This window comes from Streptomyces sp. NPDC031365 (assembly GCF_055569765.1).
The window spans coordinates 166,130-183,062 of record NZ_JBVIIM010000011.1 but is presented as its reverse complement, the minus strand read 5'-3'; the positions used below and the strand labels follow the sequence as shown (position 1 = coordinate 183,062).

The 16,933-nt window shown below is 71.1% G+C and carries 13 protein-coding genes; 7 read left to right on the top strand and 6 right to left on the bottom strand.

Annotated features, from left to right (window positions below; genetic code table 11):
* The first annotated feature begins 110 nt into the window (after window positions 1–110).
* Together pgi and ACZ5C2_RS18800 are read left to right on the top strand one after the other, a co-directional pair.
* Window positions 111–1,763, top strand: a complete 1,653-nt coding sequence (pgi, locus tag ACZ5C2_RS18805) for a glucose-6-phosphate isomerase (protein ID WP_468792109.1) — start codon at window positions 111–113, stop codon at window positions 1,761–1,763.
* Window positions 1,764–1,853: 90 nt separating this feature from the next.
* Window positions 1,854–2,792 (top strand): hypothetical protein, encoded by a 939-nt coding sequence (locus ACZ5C2_RS18800; RefSeq protein ID WP_468792106.1) that lies wholly within the window; start codon window positions 1,854–1,856, stop codon window positions 2,790–2,792.
* 228 nt (window positions 2,793–3,020) lie between these two features.
* Here the strand turns inward: ACZ5C2_RS18800 and ACZ5C2_RS18795 are convergent, their stop codons facing one another.
* The 3 genes from ACZ5C2_RS18795 to ACZ5C2_RS18785 are packed head-to-tail and all read right to left on the bottom strand — an operon-like array spanning window position 3,021 to window position 6,608.
* Window positions 3,021–5,303, bottom strand: a complete 2,283-nt coding sequence (locus ACZ5C2_RS18795) for an ABC transporter permease (RefSeq protein ID WP_468792103.1) — start codon at window positions 5,301–5,303, stop codon at window positions 3,021–3,023.
* A 40-nt stretch (window positions 5,304–5,343) separates the two neighbouring features.
* Window positions 5,344–6,096, bottom strand: coding sequence for an ABC transporter ATP-binding protein (locus ACZ5C2_RS18790; protein WP_468792100.1), 753 nt, complete (start codon window positions 6,094–6,096; stop codon window positions 5,344–5,346).
* Window positions 6,093–6,608: a PadR family transcriptional regulator gene (locus ACZ5C2_RS18785; RefSeq protein WP_468792097.1), complete on the bottom strand. Its 516-nt coding sequence runs from the start codon at window positions 6,606–6,608 to the stop codon at window positions 6,093–6,095. Before ACZ5C2_RS18785 ends, ACZ5C2_RS18790 begins: the two co-directional genes overlap by 4 nt.
* 129 nt (window positions 6,609–6,737) lie before the next feature.
* Here ACZ5C2_RS18785 and ACZ5C2_RS18780 point away from each other — a divergent pair, with 129 nt between their 5' ends.
* From ACZ5C2_RS18780 to ACZ5C2_RS18760, 5 genes are all read left to right on the top strand, one after another.
* Window positions 6,738–8,009: an ABC transporter substrate-binding protein gene (locus ACZ5C2_RS18780; protein ID WP_468792094.1), complete on the top strand. Its 1,272-nt coding sequence runs from the start codon at window positions 6,738–6,740 to the stop codon at window positions 8,007–8,009.
* A gap of 195 nt (window positions 8,010–8,204) precedes the next feature.
* Window positions 8,205–9,830, top strand: a complete 1,626-nt coding sequence (locus ACZ5C2_RS18775; protein WP_468792091.1) for a glycoside hydrolase family 13 protein — start codon at window positions 8,205–8,207, stop codon at window positions 9,828–9,830.
* A 92-nt stretch (window positions 9,831–9,922) separates the two neighbouring features.
* Entirely contained in the window at window positions 9,923–11,251 is a 1,329-nt protein-coding gene (locus tag ACZ5C2_RS18770) for an ABC transporter substrate-binding protein (protein WP_468792240.1), read from the top strand.
* 5 nt (window positions 11,252–11,256) lie between these two features.
* Window positions 11,257–12,621, top strand: a complete 1,365-nt coding sequence (locus tag ACZ5C2_RS18765; protein ID WP_468792088.1) for an ABC transporter permease — start codon at window positions 11,257–11,259, stop codon at window positions 12,619–12,621.
* Window positions 12,618–13,457 carry a carbohydrate ABC transporter permease gene (locus ACZ5C2_RS18760; RefSeq protein WP_468792085.1) on the top strand — a complete coding sequence of 280 codons (840 nt, stop codon included), beginning with the start codon at window positions 12,618–12,620 and terminating at the stop codon, window positions 13,455–13,457. Before ACZ5C2_RS18765 ends, ACZ5C2_RS18760 begins: the two co-directional genes overlap by 4 nt.
* 133 nt (window positions 13,458–13,590) lie before the next feature.
* On the opposite strand, the gene pgl is transcribed toward ACZ5C2_RS18760, so the two are convergent.
* From pgl to zwf, 3 genes are read right to left on the bottom strand one after another with little or no spacing between them, the layout of a single operon-like run.
* A complete protein-coding gene (pgl, locus tag ACZ5C2_RS18755; RefSeq protein WP_468792082.1) occupies window positions 13,591–14,361 on the bottom strand; it encodes a 6-phosphogluconolactonase in 771 nt (256 codons plus the stop codon).
* Window positions 14,358–15,410, bottom strand: coding sequence for a glucose-6-phosphate dehydrogenase assembly protein OpcA (opcA, locus tag ACZ5C2_RS18750; RefSeq protein WP_468792079.1), 1,053 nt, complete (start codon window positions 15,408–15,410; stop codon window positions 14,358–14,360). The genes pgl and opcA overlap by 4 nt, the downstream gene beginning before the upstream one ends.
* Entirely contained in the window at window positions 15,407–16,930 is a 1,524-nt protein-coding gene (zwf, locus tag ACZ5C2_RS18745; protein ID WP_468792076.1) for a glucose-6-phosphate dehydrogenase, read from the bottom strand. Before zwf ends, opcA begins: the two co-directional genes overlap by 4 nt.
* Window positions 16,931–16,933 lie beyond the last annotated feature (3 nt).

Sequence of the window (16,933 nt, the reverse complement as noted above, 5' to 3'; positions counted from 1 at the left end):
CCACCGGGCGCGTTCGCACTCCGGACTCCCTCGGCCTTCTTCACCGCTGATCAATTAGGTTGGGAACAGCCGGCACAGCGGACACCCAAGGAAGAAGGCTGAAGTCCGAGATGAACGCAGACGGCCGTACGAGGCTCAACCAGACGCCCGAGTGGACCGCACTGGCCAAGCACCGCGAGGAGCTCGGTGAGGTGGGGCTGCGCGAGCTGTTCGCCGCCGACCCCGGCCGCGGCACCGGGTACACCCTCCGGGTCGGTGACCTGTACGTCGACTACTCCAAGCACCTGGTCACGGACGAGACCCTGCGGCTGCTGCGCGAACTGGCCGAGTCCACCGGCGTGTCCGGCCTCCGGGACGCCATGTTCCGCGGCGAGAAGATCAACACCACCGAGAACCGGGCCGTGCTGCACACCGCGCTCCGGGCCGCCCGGGACGCGGTGATCGAGGTCGACGGGGAGAACGTCGTCCCGGCCGTGCACGCCGTCCTCGACAGGATGGCCGACTTCGCCGGCCGGGTCCGCTCCGGCGAATGGACCGGCCACACCGGCAAGCGCATCCGCAACGTCGTCAACATCGGCATCGGCGGCTCCGACCTGGGCCCCGCCATGGCGTACGAGGTGCTGCGCGCCTGGACCGACCGTGACCTCACGGTCCGTTTCGTGTCCAACGTGGACGGCGCCGACCTGCACGAGGCGACCCGGGACCTGGACCCGGCCGAGACGCTGTTCATCATCGCGTCCAAGACCTTCACCACCATCGAGACGGTCACCAACGCCACCTCCGCGCGGACCTGGCTGCTGGACGCCCTCCAGGACGAGGAGGCGGTCGCCAGGCACTTCGTCGCCCTGTCGACGAACGCCGAGAAGGTCGCCGGGTTCGGCATCGACACGGCGAACATGTTCGAGTTCTGGGACTGGGTCGGCGGACGCTACTCCTACGACTCGGCGATCGGGCTGTCGCTGATGATCGCCATCGGCCCGGACCGCTTCCGGGAGATGCTCGACGGGTTCCGGATCGTCGACGAGCACTTCCGCACCGCCCCCGCCGAGTCCAACGCGCCGCTGCTGCTGGGTCTGCTGGGCGTCTGGTACGGCAACTTCCACGACGCGCAGTCGCACGCGGTGCTGCCGTACTCGCACTACCTGTCGAAGTTCACCGCCTACCTCCAGCAGCTCGACATGGAGTCCAACGGCAAGTACGTCGGCCGGGACGGGCGCGAGGTGGAGTGGCAGACAGGACCGGTCGTGTGGGGCACCCCGGGCACCAACGGGCAGCACGCCTACTACCAGTTGATCCACCAGGGTACGAAGCTGATCCCGGCCGACTTCATCGGCTTCGCCGAGCCCGTCGCCGAGCTGAGCGACGAACTCAAGGCCCAGCACGACCTGCTGATGGCCAACTTCTTCGCCCAGACGCAGGCTCTCGCGTTCGGCAAGACCCCGGACGAGGTGCGCGGCGAGGGGGTGCCGGAGGAACTCGTCCCGCACAAGACGTTCAAGGGCGACCACCCCACCACCACGATCCTCGCGCGCGAGCTCACACCGTCCGTGCTCGGCCAGCTCGTCGCGCTGTACGAGCACAAGGTGTTCGTGCAGGGCGCGATCTGGAACATCGACTCCTTCGACCAGTGGGGCGTCGAACTCGGCAAGGTCCTCGCCCAGCGCGTCGAGCCCGCCCTCACCGACGGCGCCGAAGTCCCGGGTCTGGATGCCTCCACCAAGGCCCTGGTCGCCACCTACCGGGAGCTGCGCGGCCGGCGGTAGTGCGATGCGGGGGAGCGGGCGGCGGGGCCGCCGTCCGCCTGCCGTAGAATCCCCGGCGATCATCACAGCGAGCGCTCGGGGGAGCACAAGGTGGCACGTACGCACGGAAGTTGGACCGGCGGCACACTCAGAGCCCGGACCTTCCTGAAGCCCCATCATGTCGCGAGGGCGGTGTTCCACCCCGCGTGGATCCCGCCGTCGATCGACCCCTCCATCGAGCGGCTCAAGCGCATCCGCGTCGTCGCCGGAGCGGTCGCGTCCATCGGCGTCTACACCGTCCTGGAGGGCGGCTTCGACATCACGGAGCTGCTGGAGAACGCGCTGACCGCCTCGGCGGTGCTGCTCTTCCTCACCCCCATGACGGTCGGTGTGATGCTCTTCGTCTGGCGGCGCACCGGCACCGTGCGCCGGCTGAAGGTGTCGCTCCTCAACTCCCTCAAGCTGCTCCTGCTGTTCATCGGCTGTGTGGTCGCCCTGGTGCTGCTGGTGCAGACGACGAACGCGGCCGCCGGCAACCCGCTGATGATCCTGGGGGTGGGCGTGACCATGATGTGGATGCTCGTCTTCGTGGGGCACGGAGCCGTGCGGGTCTCCGGCAACTTCTTCGGCACGGCCGCCGTGCACCGCTGTCTGCCCGCGCTGCTCGCCACGGTGACCACCTGGCTGATGGCGATCCCCGACCTCGTCACCGGCGATCTGCACGGTCTCGGCCTCACCATGGGCATCGTCTTCATCCTCGGGGCCCCGGTGACCGTCACGGCGATCGCCCTGCTGGAGACCGGTCGGCTGAAGCGCCGCTACGGCATCCGCCTGGGCACCCACCCCGCGAGCCTCCCGCCGATCCCCGGCCCCGTCCCGCCCATGGGACCGCCCCACGTACCCCCGCGGGGGAACCCGTACGGCCACCCGCAGCCTCCGTACGCACCCGGGGCGGGCGGCACCCCGTACGTCCCCGGCGTGGGCGCGAACCCGTACGCCCCGCAGTCGCCGTACACCGCGCATCCCCCGCACGGCCCCTACGCCGGCTGACCGCCGCCCCGCTGCGGACGTCCGCGAGGCGGCGGAGGGTGGCTCGTGGGGCGGGGTGGTGGGGTCCGGTGCGGCGGCTGTGGGGGACAGGACCGGTGGCGGGTCGGGACAGGACCGGTGGCGGGTCGTCCGGCCGCCCGGGGGCTGGGAACCGCTCGGCGTCGAGTGCGTGTGAGGTCGGCTGACGCTGGGCGTGTGGGCTCACCCCGGCCCGGGCGGGCCGGGGGTTCAGGCTGCGGCGCTCAAGGTGTCCGCGAGGCGGCGGCGGGCGGCCCGGGCGGCCGGGAGCGCGGCGAGGGCGGCGGCGCCCAGCACCGCGGCCGTCCCGAGCAGCAGGAGGAGCACGGGGGAGGGCCCCCGGGCGATCCCCGCGCCGATGCCGCTCGATCTTCCCTGGGCATCGATCAGCCAGTGCGCCAGCGGCAGTCCGAGGGCCATGGCGAGCAGCACGGCCCCCAGGGCCGTACTCGCGATGGCCGTGACCGTGACGGCGGTGATCTGCCGGGGGGAGAGGCCGATGGCCTTGAGCGCCAGCAGATCGCGTTCGCCTTCGCGGACCGTGCCGCCGATCGCCGTCAGCAGTTCGATCAGCCCGATCAGCGCGAGGATCACGATCAGCCCGAGCACGACCGCGCGCAGCGGGGACAGCCCGTCCGCCGGATTGGTCACGGTGTGCACGTCCAGGTGGCCGTGGCCGGCCGAGGCCAGCCGGGCGGCGACCGTGTCCGGGTCGGCGCCGGGGTCCAGCCGGAGCTGGTAAAGGCTCGGCCGCAGGTCCGGGTCGTTGGCGCGGAGGGTGTCGAGCGAGGTGGAGATGACCCGGCCGGCGTTCTCCGGTTCGATGCTGCGGCCGACGATGTGCAGGATCTGCGGCTGGTCGCCGACGGTCATCCGCACCCAGTCGCCGACGCGGACGTGCAGCAGGTCGAGCAGCCCCTGTCCGGCCACCGCCTCGTCCGGTCCCCGTGCGGCGCGGCCCTCGGCCAGCGTGAACGGGTACGGCTCCTGGCGGGTGCCGAGTCCGCGCAGGGCGATGGTGGCGGTCTGGCCGGGGACCAGCGCGGCCACCTCCACGCCGGGGTAGGCGGCGGCGACCTGCGGATCGCGCTCCAGCAGGGTGCGGGCCTCCCGGTCGCCCAGTGAGGCGTCCGCGCGGACCCCGAGCGCGGTGGGCAGTCCCATCTGCTCGGGACTGCTGTGGAAGCGGTCGATGGTGGTCCAGGCGCTCAGTGCCACGACGATCAGCAGCAAGGGCAGTGTCAGTCTGCCCACCGCGCCCAGCGAGCGCGGCCGGCGGGTGAACGCCTTGTGCCAGCCCAGGACCAGCGCCGGCGGTACCCGTGCCCCCAGAGCCCGCCGCGCCACTGCGGTGAGCGGTCCGGCCGGGGACGCCGCGGGCCGCGGCACCGGCACCGGCGGCACCCGTCCCGCCCGCCAGGCGGCCAGGCCGGTGGTCGCGCCGATGAACAGCACCGCCCCCGCCGGCACCGCGAAGAGCGTCACGGTGTGGCCTGGCAGCCCCTGCCACACGGCGACCGCGTCACCGATCCGCCCCGGCACCGCGCTGCCCAGCGCCTCGGTGAGTGCGGCGGCGGCCACGGCACCGAGCAGGGCGTAGACCAGGTGCTGGATCAGGAACACACGGACGACCTGGCCGGGCGTGAAGCCGATCGCCTTGAGAATGGAGAGGTCGCGCAGGTGCCCCCGGATCCGGGTGGCGATCGCCCCGTGCACGGCGAATCCGGCGGCGACCAGGGCCCCGAGTCCGAACAGGCCCAGCACCTGGCCGAGCAGCCGGTTGTCGCCCTGCGCCTCGGCACGTGCCTGCTGCCAGGTGGCCACCTCGCCGATCGCCCCGGCGCCCAGCTCGGTCACCGCCCGCTGCACGGCGTACCCGGTCTCGCCCGGGTCGGTCAGCCGCAGCCCCACCACCTGGCCGCCCGGGTCCGTCACGGTCGGCGGCAGGGCCCACACCAGGCCCGTCCGCTCACCCGGCCGGTAGCGTGGCTCGGCGCTGTCGGCGATGCCCACCACGGTCAGCTTCCGCGCGGTGCCGGGCACGCTGAGCGTGTCACCGGGGGCCGTCAGCAGCGCACGCGCGAGCCGGCTCTCCAGGACCACCCCGTCCGGAACGGCCGGGTCCAGCCAGCGCCCGGAGGCGATCAGCGGGCGGCCCACTTCCGGCTCGGCGGTGGTGCCGCGCAGTTCCACCGAGGCACGGCCGCCCCGTGAGGCGAGGGTGACCGAGGCCGTCGGGTAGGGGCCGGCGACGGACTCCACGCCGTCCAGGCCGGCCAGCTTCCCGGCGTCGGCGCTGGCGGTGGTGTGCAGCGTGACATGCGCGCCGTGCGCCTGGGTGAAGACCCGCTGCCAGGGGTTGGTGGCGTACCCGAACAGGGCCGCTGCCAGCAGCAGGGACGCGACGATGCCCGCGGTGGCGAGAATCAGGAACAGTGCCTCACCGCGGTGCGTCCGCAGATCGGAGTGCGCCCAGCGCAGAGTCGCTCGCACCGGCGGTCAGTCCCTGGGAGGGCTGTCGTGGAAGCGCATGTCAGTCCTTGAGCTCCAGTACGCCCGATGTTCCGGCCCGGCGGGGCGGTGTGCCGCCGTCGAGTTCCGCGTCGTCGGCGATCCGGCCGTCGAAGAAGCTGATCACCCGGTCGGCGGCGCTCGCCAGCCGGGCGTCGTGCGTGACGAGCAGGATGGTCTGCCCGCGCCGGTGGAAGCGGGACAGCAGCCGCATCACCTCGCGGGTGCCCTTGCTGTCCAGGCTGCCCGCGGGCTCGTCGGCCAGCAGCAGCGGCGGATGGTTGACCAGCGCCCGTGCGAGGGCGACCCGCTGCTGTTCACCGCCGGACAGTTCGCCCGGCATGCTGCGTTCCTTGCCCCGCAGTCCGAGCTCGGTGAGGAGTTCCTCCCGCCCGGCGCGTGCCTTCTTCGGTGGCGTCCCGGCGAGGAGGGCGGGCAACTCCACGTTGTCAGCGACCGACAGGTCGGAGACGAGGTTGAAGAACTGGAAGACGATTCCGATGCGCTTGCGGCGCTCCACGGCCCAGCGGGCCTCGCTGTAGCCGTCGGTGCGCTCGCCGTCCAGCCAGATGCTGCCCGCGTCCGGACGCTGGAGCCCGCCGAGCAGATGCAGCAGGGTCGACTTGCCCGCACCGGACGGACCGGTGATCGCCACGAACTCGCCCTGCGTCACCCGCAGGTCGACCCCGCGCACGGCGTGCGCGGGGGCGCCCTCGCCGTGGTGCGTCTTGACCAGGTGCTCGGCGCGCAGCACTTCAGCGGGGCTCTCGCTCACTGAAGCTCCTCCAACTCTTCCTGGCACCGTTCCAGCCAGTCGAGGTCGGCCTGCAGATGCAGCATCGCGCCCTCGATCAGCAGATGGGAGATGCGGTTGTCCCGGTTCTCTGCGGCGGCCAGCTTGGACAACTGCCGCATGGTGTTCAGGTACTGTCGTCGCTGCCTGTTGATCAGGGCGATCTGGTCGGCGAGACCCGTCTGCGGGGCCAGGGCCAGTTTCATGAAGAACTCGTCTCGCACCCGCGGCTCGTCCGCCGTCTCCTCGTACCAGCCGCGCAACGCCTCCCGCCCGGCGTCGGTGAGGTGGTAGACCTTCTTGTTGGGCCGGCTCGACTGCTCGATGTCCTCGCCCTCGATCAGTCCGGTCTTCTCGAGGCGGCCGAGGGTGACGTAGATCTGGCCGACGTTCGGCTGAGGGTACGCGGAGCCCAGCAGTTGCTCAAGGTCCTGCTTGAGCTCATAGCCGTGGGCCGGGCCGCGGGCGAGCAGCGCCAGGAGGGGCAGCCGCACTCGTGCTCTCCTCCCCGCGCGTTCCGGTTAATGTGCCGCGGGATCTAGTATCACGCATACCTAACAGGTATACATGGCCTCTGACTCCCGGACGATGGTGCCCGGGTGCCGGTGTACGGGGAGGAACCTATGCGGTGGATCCATGCCGCGGGTAGGGGCCTCCTTGTCCTGGTCGTCGTCCTGACCGGTTACGTCGCCTCCGGCGCGCGCGCCGACGAGGCCGGCGGGGGCGGTCGCGGACCGCTCACCCTGGCCACCGCCGGTGACCTCACCGGCTATCTCGGTTCGGTGCTCGAGGGCTGGAACCGCGCCCACCCCGGTGAGAAGGTCACCCTCGTCGAACTGCCCGACTCCGCCGACGAGACCCGCGCGCAGATGATCACGGAACTGCGCGGAGGTGAGCGCGGCCGGTTCGACGTGCTCAACATCGACGTCAGCTGGACCTCGGAGTTCGCCGCCGCGGGATGGATCCGCCCGCTGCCGCGCGACCGCTTCCCGCTCGGCACCTTCCTGTCCCCGGTCGTGGCCTCGGCGACCTACGACGACCGGCTGTACGCCGTGCCGTACGTCACCAACGCCGGGCTGCTCCTCTACCGCAAGGACATCCTGGCCGAGGCGGGTGTCCCGCCGCCGCGCACCTGGGCCGATCTGGAACGGGCCGCGAAGACCCTCGCCCCGCGGTACGGGCTCGACGGCTACGCGGGCCAGTTCCTGCCGTACGAGGGGCTGACCGTGAACGCGGCCGAGGCCGTCTACTCGGCGGGCGGCACCATTCTCGGCGACGAGGGCGAGCGGGTCACCGTGGACTCCCGGGCGGCGAGGGAGGGCATCGGCTTCCTGACCCGCGGCGTCCGCGAGGGCTGGATACCGAAAGAGGCGCTGGCGTACAAGGAGGAGGAGTCCAAGCAGGCCTTCCAGAACGGGCGGCTGCTCTTCCTGCGCAACTGGCCCTACGCCTACGTCGCCGCGTCCGCCCCCGGTTCCGAGGTCGCCGGCAAGGTCGGCGCCGTACCGCTGCCGGGACCGGACGGTCCGGGCACCAGCGTCCTCGGCGGCTCCAACCTGGCCGTCAGCACCCACGCCCGGCACCCCGACTCCGCCGCGCGGCTGATCGCGTACCTCACCAGCGAGCGCGTGCAGCGCCAGGTGCTCACGCGCGGCGCGCTGCCGCCCGTCCGGGCCGACGTGTACGAGGACCCGGCGCTGATCCGGCGGTTCCCGTACCTGCCGACCCTGCGCGAGAGTGTGCGCACCGCCGCTCCGCGCCCCAAGAGCCCGCACTACGACCAGGTGAGCCTGGTGGTGCAGGCGGTGGTGCACGACGCGATGACCGGGCGGCAGACGCCCGAGGCCGCGGTGCGCCGGCTGGCGGGCGAACTCGCCGCCGTCTCCTCGCGTTAGACCGACGCGCGGATCCCTTCCTAGTTACTTGTTAGGTAACGCGGACGTCTCAACTGTGCCCGTTATCTCTCGTTGCATCCTGATCTGCGGCTGCCAACCGCCCAGTAGCTTCGGCAACTTCATTGACACCCTCTCGACACCGTTACCTAACATGCATGCATAACGAACAGCGCTCCTCACAGACAGGTCAATGGGGTGAACAGGCACCACTGGTGGCGTGACGCGGTGATCTATCAGGTGTACGTCCGCAGCTTCCTGGACAGCACCGGTGACGGCATCGGTGATCTCGCCGGGGTCAGGGCGGGTCTGCCGTACCTGAAGAAGCTCGGCGTGGACGGGATCTGGCTGAGCCCCTTCTACCCCTCGCCGCAGCACGACCACGGCTACGACGTGGCCGACTACCGCGACGTCGACCCGGTCTTCGGCGACCTCGCCGAGTTCGACCTGCTGGTGACCGCCGCCCGCCGGCTCGGTATCAAGATCCTGCTGGACATCGTCCCCAACCACTGCTCCCACGAGCATCCCTGGTTCCGCGATGCCCTCGCCGCCGCCCCCGGCAGCCCCGAGCGCGCCCGCTTCCACTTCGCCGACGGCCGCGGACCGGACGGCGCCGAGCCGCCCAACAACTGGCACGCCATGTTCGGCGGCCCCGCCTGGACCCGCGTCACCGAGTCCGACGGCCGCCCCGGCCAGTGGTACCTGCACATGTTCACGCCCGAACAGCCGGACTGGAACTGGCGCGAGGCCGAGGTCGCCGCCGAATTCGACCGCACCCTCCGCTTCTGGCTGGACCGGGGCGTCGACGGCTTCCGCATCGATGTCGCCGCCGGCCTGTACAAGCACCCCGAGCTGCCCGACTCCCCGGACCCGGAGGCCGACGCCCGCACCCGCGATTCGGTCAACCCGCTCGCCTGGAACCAGCCCGAGGTGCACGACGTGTGGCGGCACTGGCGCGCCGTGTGCGAGGAGTACACCGACCGCGACGGCCGCGAACGCCTCCTGGTCGGCGAGGTCTCCGTCCCCACCGCCCGCGAACACGCCCGGTACGTCCGCGCCGACGAGCTCCACCAGGCCTTCTTCTTCGACCTGCTCGGTGCCCCCTGGGACGCCGACGCCTTCCGCAAGGTCATCACCGAGGCCATGCAGGACATCGCCGGCACCGGCTCGACCGTCACCTGGGTCCTCAACAACCACGACCAGGTCCGTACCGTCACCCGCTACGGAGAACCCGCCCCTGAGGGCAGCGGACTCGGCGCCGCCCGCGCCCGCGCCGCCGCGCTGCTGATGCTGGCGCTGCCCGGAGCCGCGTACATCTACCAGGGCGAGGAACTGGGCCTGCCCGAGGTCGTGGACCTGCCGGACGACGTGCTCACCGACCCGATCTTCCGCCGCACCGGCAGCCGGGCGCGCATACGCGACGGATGCAGGGTGCCGCTGCCCTGGTCGGGGCAGGCCTCCCCGTTCGGCTTCACCTCCGGCGCCGAAGGTGCCAAACCCTGGCTTCCGCAGCCGGAGTACTTCGCCGAGTACGCCACCCACCGCGCCCTCGCCGACACCCGTTCCTCCTGGCACCTGTACCGCGATGGCCTCCAACTCCGTGCGGCCCTTGCTCAGTTGGGCGAGGGAACGCTGCGCTGGCTGGACACCCAGCAGCCCGGCGTCCTCGCCTTCACCCGCGGCGGCGACCTCGTCTGTGCCGTCAACTTCACCGCCGCCCCCGTACCCGCTCCGGTTTCCGGCACCCCGCTGCTCGCCAGCGGACCCTGCCCGTCCGGAGTACTCCCCGGCTCCACCGCCGCCTGGTGGATCGACGGCTACTGAGGCAGCCCCCGAGGCGCCTCCCCCAACGGCTCCGAGACAGCCACTGCACAGCAAGTCCGGTCAACTCCCGTATCCCCGAAGGGACATCGATGATGATGCGACGACGTACCACCCTGCTCACCGGATGCACCGCCCTCGTCCTCGCGCTCGGCGCGACCGCCTGCGGCAGCGACGACCCCGTATCGGCCGGCGGCGGCGACAAGTCGCTCGACGGCCAGACCGTCACCGTCGCCGGAGTCTGGTCCGGCAGCGAGCAGAAGAACTTCCAGAAGGTGCTCGACGCCTTCACCGAGAAGACCGGTGCCAAGACCCAGTTCGTCTCCACCGGCGACAACGTCTCCACCGTCGTCGGCAGCAAGATCGAGGGCGGCAACGCCCCCGACGTCGTCATGGTCCCGCAGGTCGGCGTGCTCAAGCAGTTCGCCGAGAACGGCTGGCTCAAGCCGCTGGACGCGAAGGTCAAGACCACCGTGGGCGACAACTTCGCCGACGTATGGCAGACCTACGGCAGCGTCGACGGCACCCTGTACGGCCTCTACTTCAAGGCCGCCCACAAGTCCACGGTCTGGTACAGCCCCGAGGCCCTCGAACAGGCCGGCGTCACCCCGCCGAAGACGTACGACGCCATGCTGAAGGACGGGCGGACCATCTCCGACTCCGGACTCGCCGCCTTCTCCGTCGCCGGACAGGACGGCTGGACCCTCACCGACTGGTTCGAGAACGTCTACCTCTCCCAGGCCGGACCCGAGAAGTACGACGCCCTCGCCGCGCACGAGATCAAGTGGACCGACCCGACGGTCGTCGAGGCGCTCACCACCCTCGGCAAGCTCTTCCAGGACAAGCAGCTCATCGCCGGCGGCCAGAAGGGAGCCCTCAACACCGACTTCCCCGGCTCGGTGGAGAAGGTCTTCGGTCCCTCGGCCGAGGCCGCCATGGTGTACGAGGGGGACTTCGTCGCAGGTGTCGCCAAGGACCAGTTCGGCAAGAACATCGGCACCGACGCGAACTTCTTCCCCTTCCCGCCGGTCGGCGACGGCAAGGCCCCCGTGGTCAGCGGCGGCGACGCGGCCGTCGTCCTCAAGGACGGCAAGAACGGCAAGGCCGGCATGGCGCTCCTGGAGTACCTGGCGAGCCCCGAGGCCGCCGCCGTGTGGGCCGAGGCGGGCGGCTTCCTCTCACCGAACAAGAAGCTCGACCCCTCCTCCTACGGAGACGACGTCACCCGCGCCACCGCCAAGTCCCTGATCGCCGCCGGCGACTCGGTCCGCTTCGACATGTCCGACCAGGCCCCCGCGGCCTTCGGCGGCACCAAGGGCGCCGGCGAGTGGAAGATCCTGCAGGACTTCCTGCGCGACCCCGCCGACCCGGCCAAGACCGCGGCCGAGCTCGAGAAGGCCGCCGCCAAGGCATACGGGAACTGAGGACCATGACCGCCACACTGCTGAAAGAGGCGAGTCCTCCGGCACCTGTGCACCCCGACGGCGCGCGCGGCCGCCGCCTGCGCCGTCGGGGGCGGGTCATCGCCCTGCTGTTCGTCCTCCCCGCGCTGCTCCTGCTGGGCGCGCTGGTGGTCTACCCGGTGCTCTTCTCGGTCGGCCGCAGCTTCTTCGACGCTTCCGGCAACGAGTTCGTCGGCGGCGAGAACTACACCGAGATGTTCCGGGACCCGACCACGCTCAAGGCCGTCCGCAACACGGCCATCTGGGTCGTCGTGGCACCGACGCTGCTGACCGGGCTCGGTCTGATCCTGGCCGTCCTGGTGGAGAAGGTCCGCTGGGCCACCGCCTTCAAACTGCTGCTGTTCATGCCGATGGCGGTGTCCTTCCTCGCGGCCGGCATCATCTTCCGGCTCGCCTACGACGAGGACCCGGACAAGGGCGTCCTCAACGCCGCCGTCGTCTCCGTGCACGACGCGTTCGAGGGCACCTCCTCCTACCCGACCGCCCGTGCCCGCGACGGCGAGGGGCTGACCAAGCAGGCGGACGGCTCGTACGTCACCGGCGCGGACGTCTCGCCCGGCGGCACGGCCGCGCTGGGGCTGGTCGGCGTCGCACCCAAGGATCTGCCGGGCGACGCCGAACCCGCCGCCGCCGCGGCGGCGGGGAAGGCGGGCTCCGACGAGGTGCGCGGTGTGGTGTACCTCGACTTCACCCCCGGTGGGGGAGGGGAGCCGGGCGTGGTCGACCGGGAGGAGAGCGGCCTGCCCGGGGTGACGGTGGAGGCGGTGCGCGACGGGAAGACGGTCGCCGGCACCACCACCGCGGCCGACGGTTCCTTCCGCCTCACCGGACTGGACAGCGGCTCGTACGCGATCAAGCTGCCGTCCTCCAACTTCGCGGCACCCTACGACGGCATCTCCTGGCTCGGCCCGGCGCTCGTCACGCCGGCGATCATCGGAGCGTACCTATGGATATGGACCGGTTTCGCGATGGTGCTCATCGGCGCGGGGCTCGCGGCCCTGCCGCGGGACGCGCTCGAGGCCGCGCGCATGGACGGTGCCAACGAGTGGCAGATCTTCCGCCGCATCACCGTTCCGCTGCTCGCGCCCGTCCTCACCGTCGTCTTCGTGACCCTGGTCATCAACGTCATGAAGGTCTTCGACCTGGTGTACATCATCGCCCCGGGACCGGTGCAGGAGGACGCGACCGTGCTGGCGACCCAGATGTGGCTGGTGTCGTTCGGCGGCGGCAACAACCAGGGCCTCGGCAGTGCGCTCGGTGTGCTGCTCCTGCTCCTGGTCATCCCCGCCATGGTGTTCAACGTCCGCCGCTTTCGAAGGAGTCAGCGATGAACGCGATCCGGCGCGGACTCGGCAACACGGTGGTGCAGGCGTTCCTGGTCGTGATCGGCCTGGTGTGGATGACTCCGCTGGCCGGTCTGTTCCTGTCCTCGCTGCGTTCCGCCGAGGACACCGCCAAGGGCGGCTGGTGGACCGTGTTCACCGGCCCGGGCCAGCTCTCCTTCGACAACTACTCGGCGCTGCTGGAGAACTCCGGCATCACCCAGGCGTTCTGGAACACCGTGCTGATCTCGGTGCCGACGACGGTGCTGGTCGTGGTGGTGGCGGCGCTCGCCGGATATGCCTTTGCCTGGCTGGACTTTCCGGGGCGGGACACCGTGTTCCTCGTCGTCGTCGCGCTGTTGGTCGTGCCCGTGCAGATCGGGCTGCTGCCGGTCGCCAAACTCTTCGGACAGCTGGGGCTGTTCGGGACGATTCCCGGCGTCGTGCTGTTCCACGTGGCGTACGGGCTGCCGTTCGCGGTGTTCCTGCTGCGGAACTACTTCGCGGAGATGCCGAAGGAGATGCTGGAGGCGGCGCGGATGGACGGGGGGAGCGAGTGGCGGATCTTCACCCGGCTGGTGCTGCCGGTGGGACGGCCGGCGATCGCCTCTCTTGCGATCTTCCAGTTCCTGTGGGTGTGGAACGACATGCTGGTAGCGCTGCTGTTCGCGGACAGTTCGTCGCAGCCGCTGACGGTGCAGCTGCAGTCGCAGATCCGGCAGTTCGGGAGCAACATCGACGTGCTGGCGCCGGGGGCGTTCCTGTCGCTGGTGGTGCCGGTGGCCGTGTTCTTCGCGTTCCAGCGGCACTTCGTGCAGGGGGTCATGGCGGGGTCGGTGAAGTAGGGGTGGGGGCGGTGGGGATTTCGCCCCCGCCGCCCCTTCCCTTCCCGTCCCCGGGGCTGCGCCCCGGACCCCAACGGCCCGGACGGGCCTTGTCCTCAAACGCCGGACGGGCCGACTGTGCCGGACGGGCCGGTCATGCCGACGCCGGTGGGTACAGCGAGCGGGGCAGCTGTGAAGCTGCTGTCCTGTCCAGGAGCCACAGGGTGCGGGAGCGGCCCTGAGCGCCCGCTGCCGGGGCCTGGATCTCGCCGGCGCCCGACAGGGCGATCGCCGCTGCCTCCGCCTTGTCCTCGCCCGCGGCCAGGAGCCAGACCTCCCGGGCCGCCCGGATGGCGGGGAGGGTCAGGGTCACGCGGGTCGGCGGGGGTTTGGGGGCGCCGTGGACGCCGACCACCGTGCGTTCCGTCTCCCGGACCGCCGGGAGTTCCGGGAAGAGGGACGCCACATGGGTGTCCGGGCCCACGCCCAGCAGCAGGACGTCGAAGGTGGGGACGGGGTCGCCCGCGGCGGCCAGTTCCTCCGCGTAGGCGGCCGCCGCCGCGTCCACGTCGGATCCGTGCGGGCCGTCCGACGCGGGCATGGCGTGCACACGCTCGGGGTCCAGCGGCACCGCGTCGAGCAGCGCCTCGCGGGCTTGGGAGACATTGCGCTCAGGGTCGCCCTCAGGGAGGAAGCGTTCGTCGCCCCACCACAGGTCCAGCCTGGGCCAGTCGATCGCGTCCCGGGCCGGGGCCGCGGCCAGCGCGGCCAGCAGGCCGTTGCCGTTGCGGCCACCGGTCAGGACCACGGACGCCGAGCCCCGGGAGGCCTGCGCGTCCACGATCCTGGTGATCAGCCGTGCCGCGGCGGCCTGCGCCATCAGCTCCTTGTCCCGGTGCACGACGACCTGCGGTGTCGTACTCATTTCGCCGCCGCCCTCTTCACCGGTGCCTGCGCCGTCGCCTGGGCCGCGGGAGCTTTCGCAGCCGACTCGACGGGAGCGGGGACCGCTTCCCGTTCTCCTTTGGCCGGCGCCCCCTCCCCGTTCGGGCGCTTCAGGCGCTCCACGCCGTAGCGAAGGGCCGAGGCGTACGTGTCGTCCGGGTCGAGGCGGCGCAGCTCCTCCGCGATCAGCTCCGCCGTGTCCCGGCGCTTGAGCGCCACCGCGCGCCGGGGCTGGCCCTGTATGGACAGCGTCGCCAATGAGCCGTCGGCGCGGTCCAGCGCGATCGGGCCGCAGTCGGTGTCCATGCGCACCGCCGTGAGTCCCGGGCCGTCGGAACGGGAGCGCCTGACGGGGACGTCCAGCCGGTCGGCGAGCCACATCGCCAGCAGCTCACAGCTCGGGTTGAACTCCTCGCCCTCCACCTCCACGCCCTGCACCTCGCAGGCGACCTGGTCCAGCGCCGCGGCCAGCATCGAACGCCAGGGCGTGATGCGGGTCCACGACAGGTCCGTGTCGCCGGGGGTGTAGGCGTCGGCGCGGGCGGCGAGCTCCTCCACCGGCTTCTCGCAGGCGTAGGTGTCGGTCACCCTGCGCTGGGCCAGCGCGCCCAGTGGGTCCTGTGCCGGGTCCAGCGGGGCGTTGACCGGCCACCACACCACCACCGGGGCGTCCGGCAGCAGCAGCGGCAGCACCACCGACTGGGCGTGGTCGACGACCTCGCCGTAGAGGCGGAGGATGACGGTTTCACCGGTGCCGGCGTCCGCGCCGACCCGGACTTCGGCGTCGAGGCGGGACTGGGTGCGGTCACGGAGTGAGCGGGAGACGCGCTTGATGACCACGAGCGTGCGCGAGGGATGCTCGTGCGAGGCGTCGCTCGCCGCCTTCAGCGCGTCGTAGGCGTTCTCCTCGTCCGTCACGATGACCAGCGTGAGCACCATGCCGACGGCAGGGGTGCCGATGGCGCGCCGGGCCTTCACCAACGCCTTGTTGATCTTGCTGGCCGTGGTGTCCGTGAGGTCAGTTTTCATGGCCGGCGCCAGCTCCGTCCGTCTCGCTCGAGCATGTGGTCCGCCTCGACGGGTCCCCAGGTACCCGCCGGGTACTGGGCCGGCCTGCCGTTGGTGTCCCAGTACTCCTCGATCGGGTCGAGGATCTTCCAGGACAACTCGACCTCCTCCGTGCGCGGGAAGAGGTTGGAATCGCCGAGCAGGACATCGAGGATGAGGCGCTCGTACGCCTCCGGGCTGGACTCGGTGAACGACTCGCCGTAGGCGAAGTCCATCGACACGTCCCGGATCTCCATCGACGTGCCCGGCACCTTGGAGCCGAAGCGGACGGTGACGCCCTCGTCGGGCTGGACGCGGATGACGATCGCGTTCGAGCCCAGTTCCTCGGTGGCCGTGGAGTCGAACGGGGAGTGCGGGGCCCGCTGGAAGACGACCGCGATCTCGGTGACACGGCGGCCGAGCCGCTTGCCGGTGCGAAGGTAGAAGGGGACGCCCGCCCAGCGGCGGTTGTCGATGCCCAGCCGGATCGCCGCGTAGGTGTCGGTCCTGGAGGAGGGGTCGATGCCCTCCTCCTCCAGATACCCGACCGCTTTCGCGCCGCCCTGCCAGCCGGCCGCGTACTGCCCGCGCACGGTGTCCCGGCCCAGGTCCTTCGGCAGCCGTACGGCACCGAGCACCTTGGTCTTCTCCGCCGCCAGCGCGTCCGCGTCGAAGGAGGCCGGCTCCTCCATCGCGGTCAGCGCGAGGAGCTGGAGGAGGTGGTTCTGGATGACGTCACGGGCCGCGCCGATGCCGTCGTAGTAGCCGGCCCGGCCGCCGATGCCGATGTCCTCGGCCATGGTGATCTGCACATGGTCGACGAACGACCGGTTCCAGATCGGCTCGAACATGGTGTTGGCGAAGCGCAGCGCCAGGATGTTCTGGACGGTCTCCTTGCCCAGATAGTGGTCGATCCGGAAGACCTGGTCCGGGGCGAACACCTCGTGGACGATCGCGTTGAGTTCCTCGGCCGACTTCAGGTCGTGGCCGAAGGGCTTCTCGATGACCGCGCGCCGCCAGGAGCCGTCGGTCTGGTCGGCCAGACCGTGCTTCTTCAGCTGCTGGATGACCACCGGGAACGAACGCGGCGGCACCGACAGGTAGAAGGCGAAGTTGCCGCCCGTGCCCTGGGCCTTGTCCAGCTCCTCGATCGTGCCGCGCAGCCGCTCGAAGGAATCGTCGTCGTCGAAGGTGCCCTGCACGAAACGCATGCCCTGGATGAGCTGTTGCCAGACCTCCTCGCGGAAGGGGGTCCGGGCGTGCTCCTTCACCGCGTCGTGGACCTCCTGGGCGAAGTCCTCGTTCGCCCACTCCCGGCGGGCGAAGCCCACCAGTGAGAAGCCCGGGGGCAGCAGCCCCCGGTTGGCGAGGTCGTACACGGCCGGCATGAGCTTCTTCCGCGACAGGTCGCCCGTGACGCCGAAGATGACCAGGCCCGACGGCCCCGCGATACGCGGGAGCCGTCGGTCCGCCGGGTCACGCAGCGGATTGCTGCTCGACAAGGT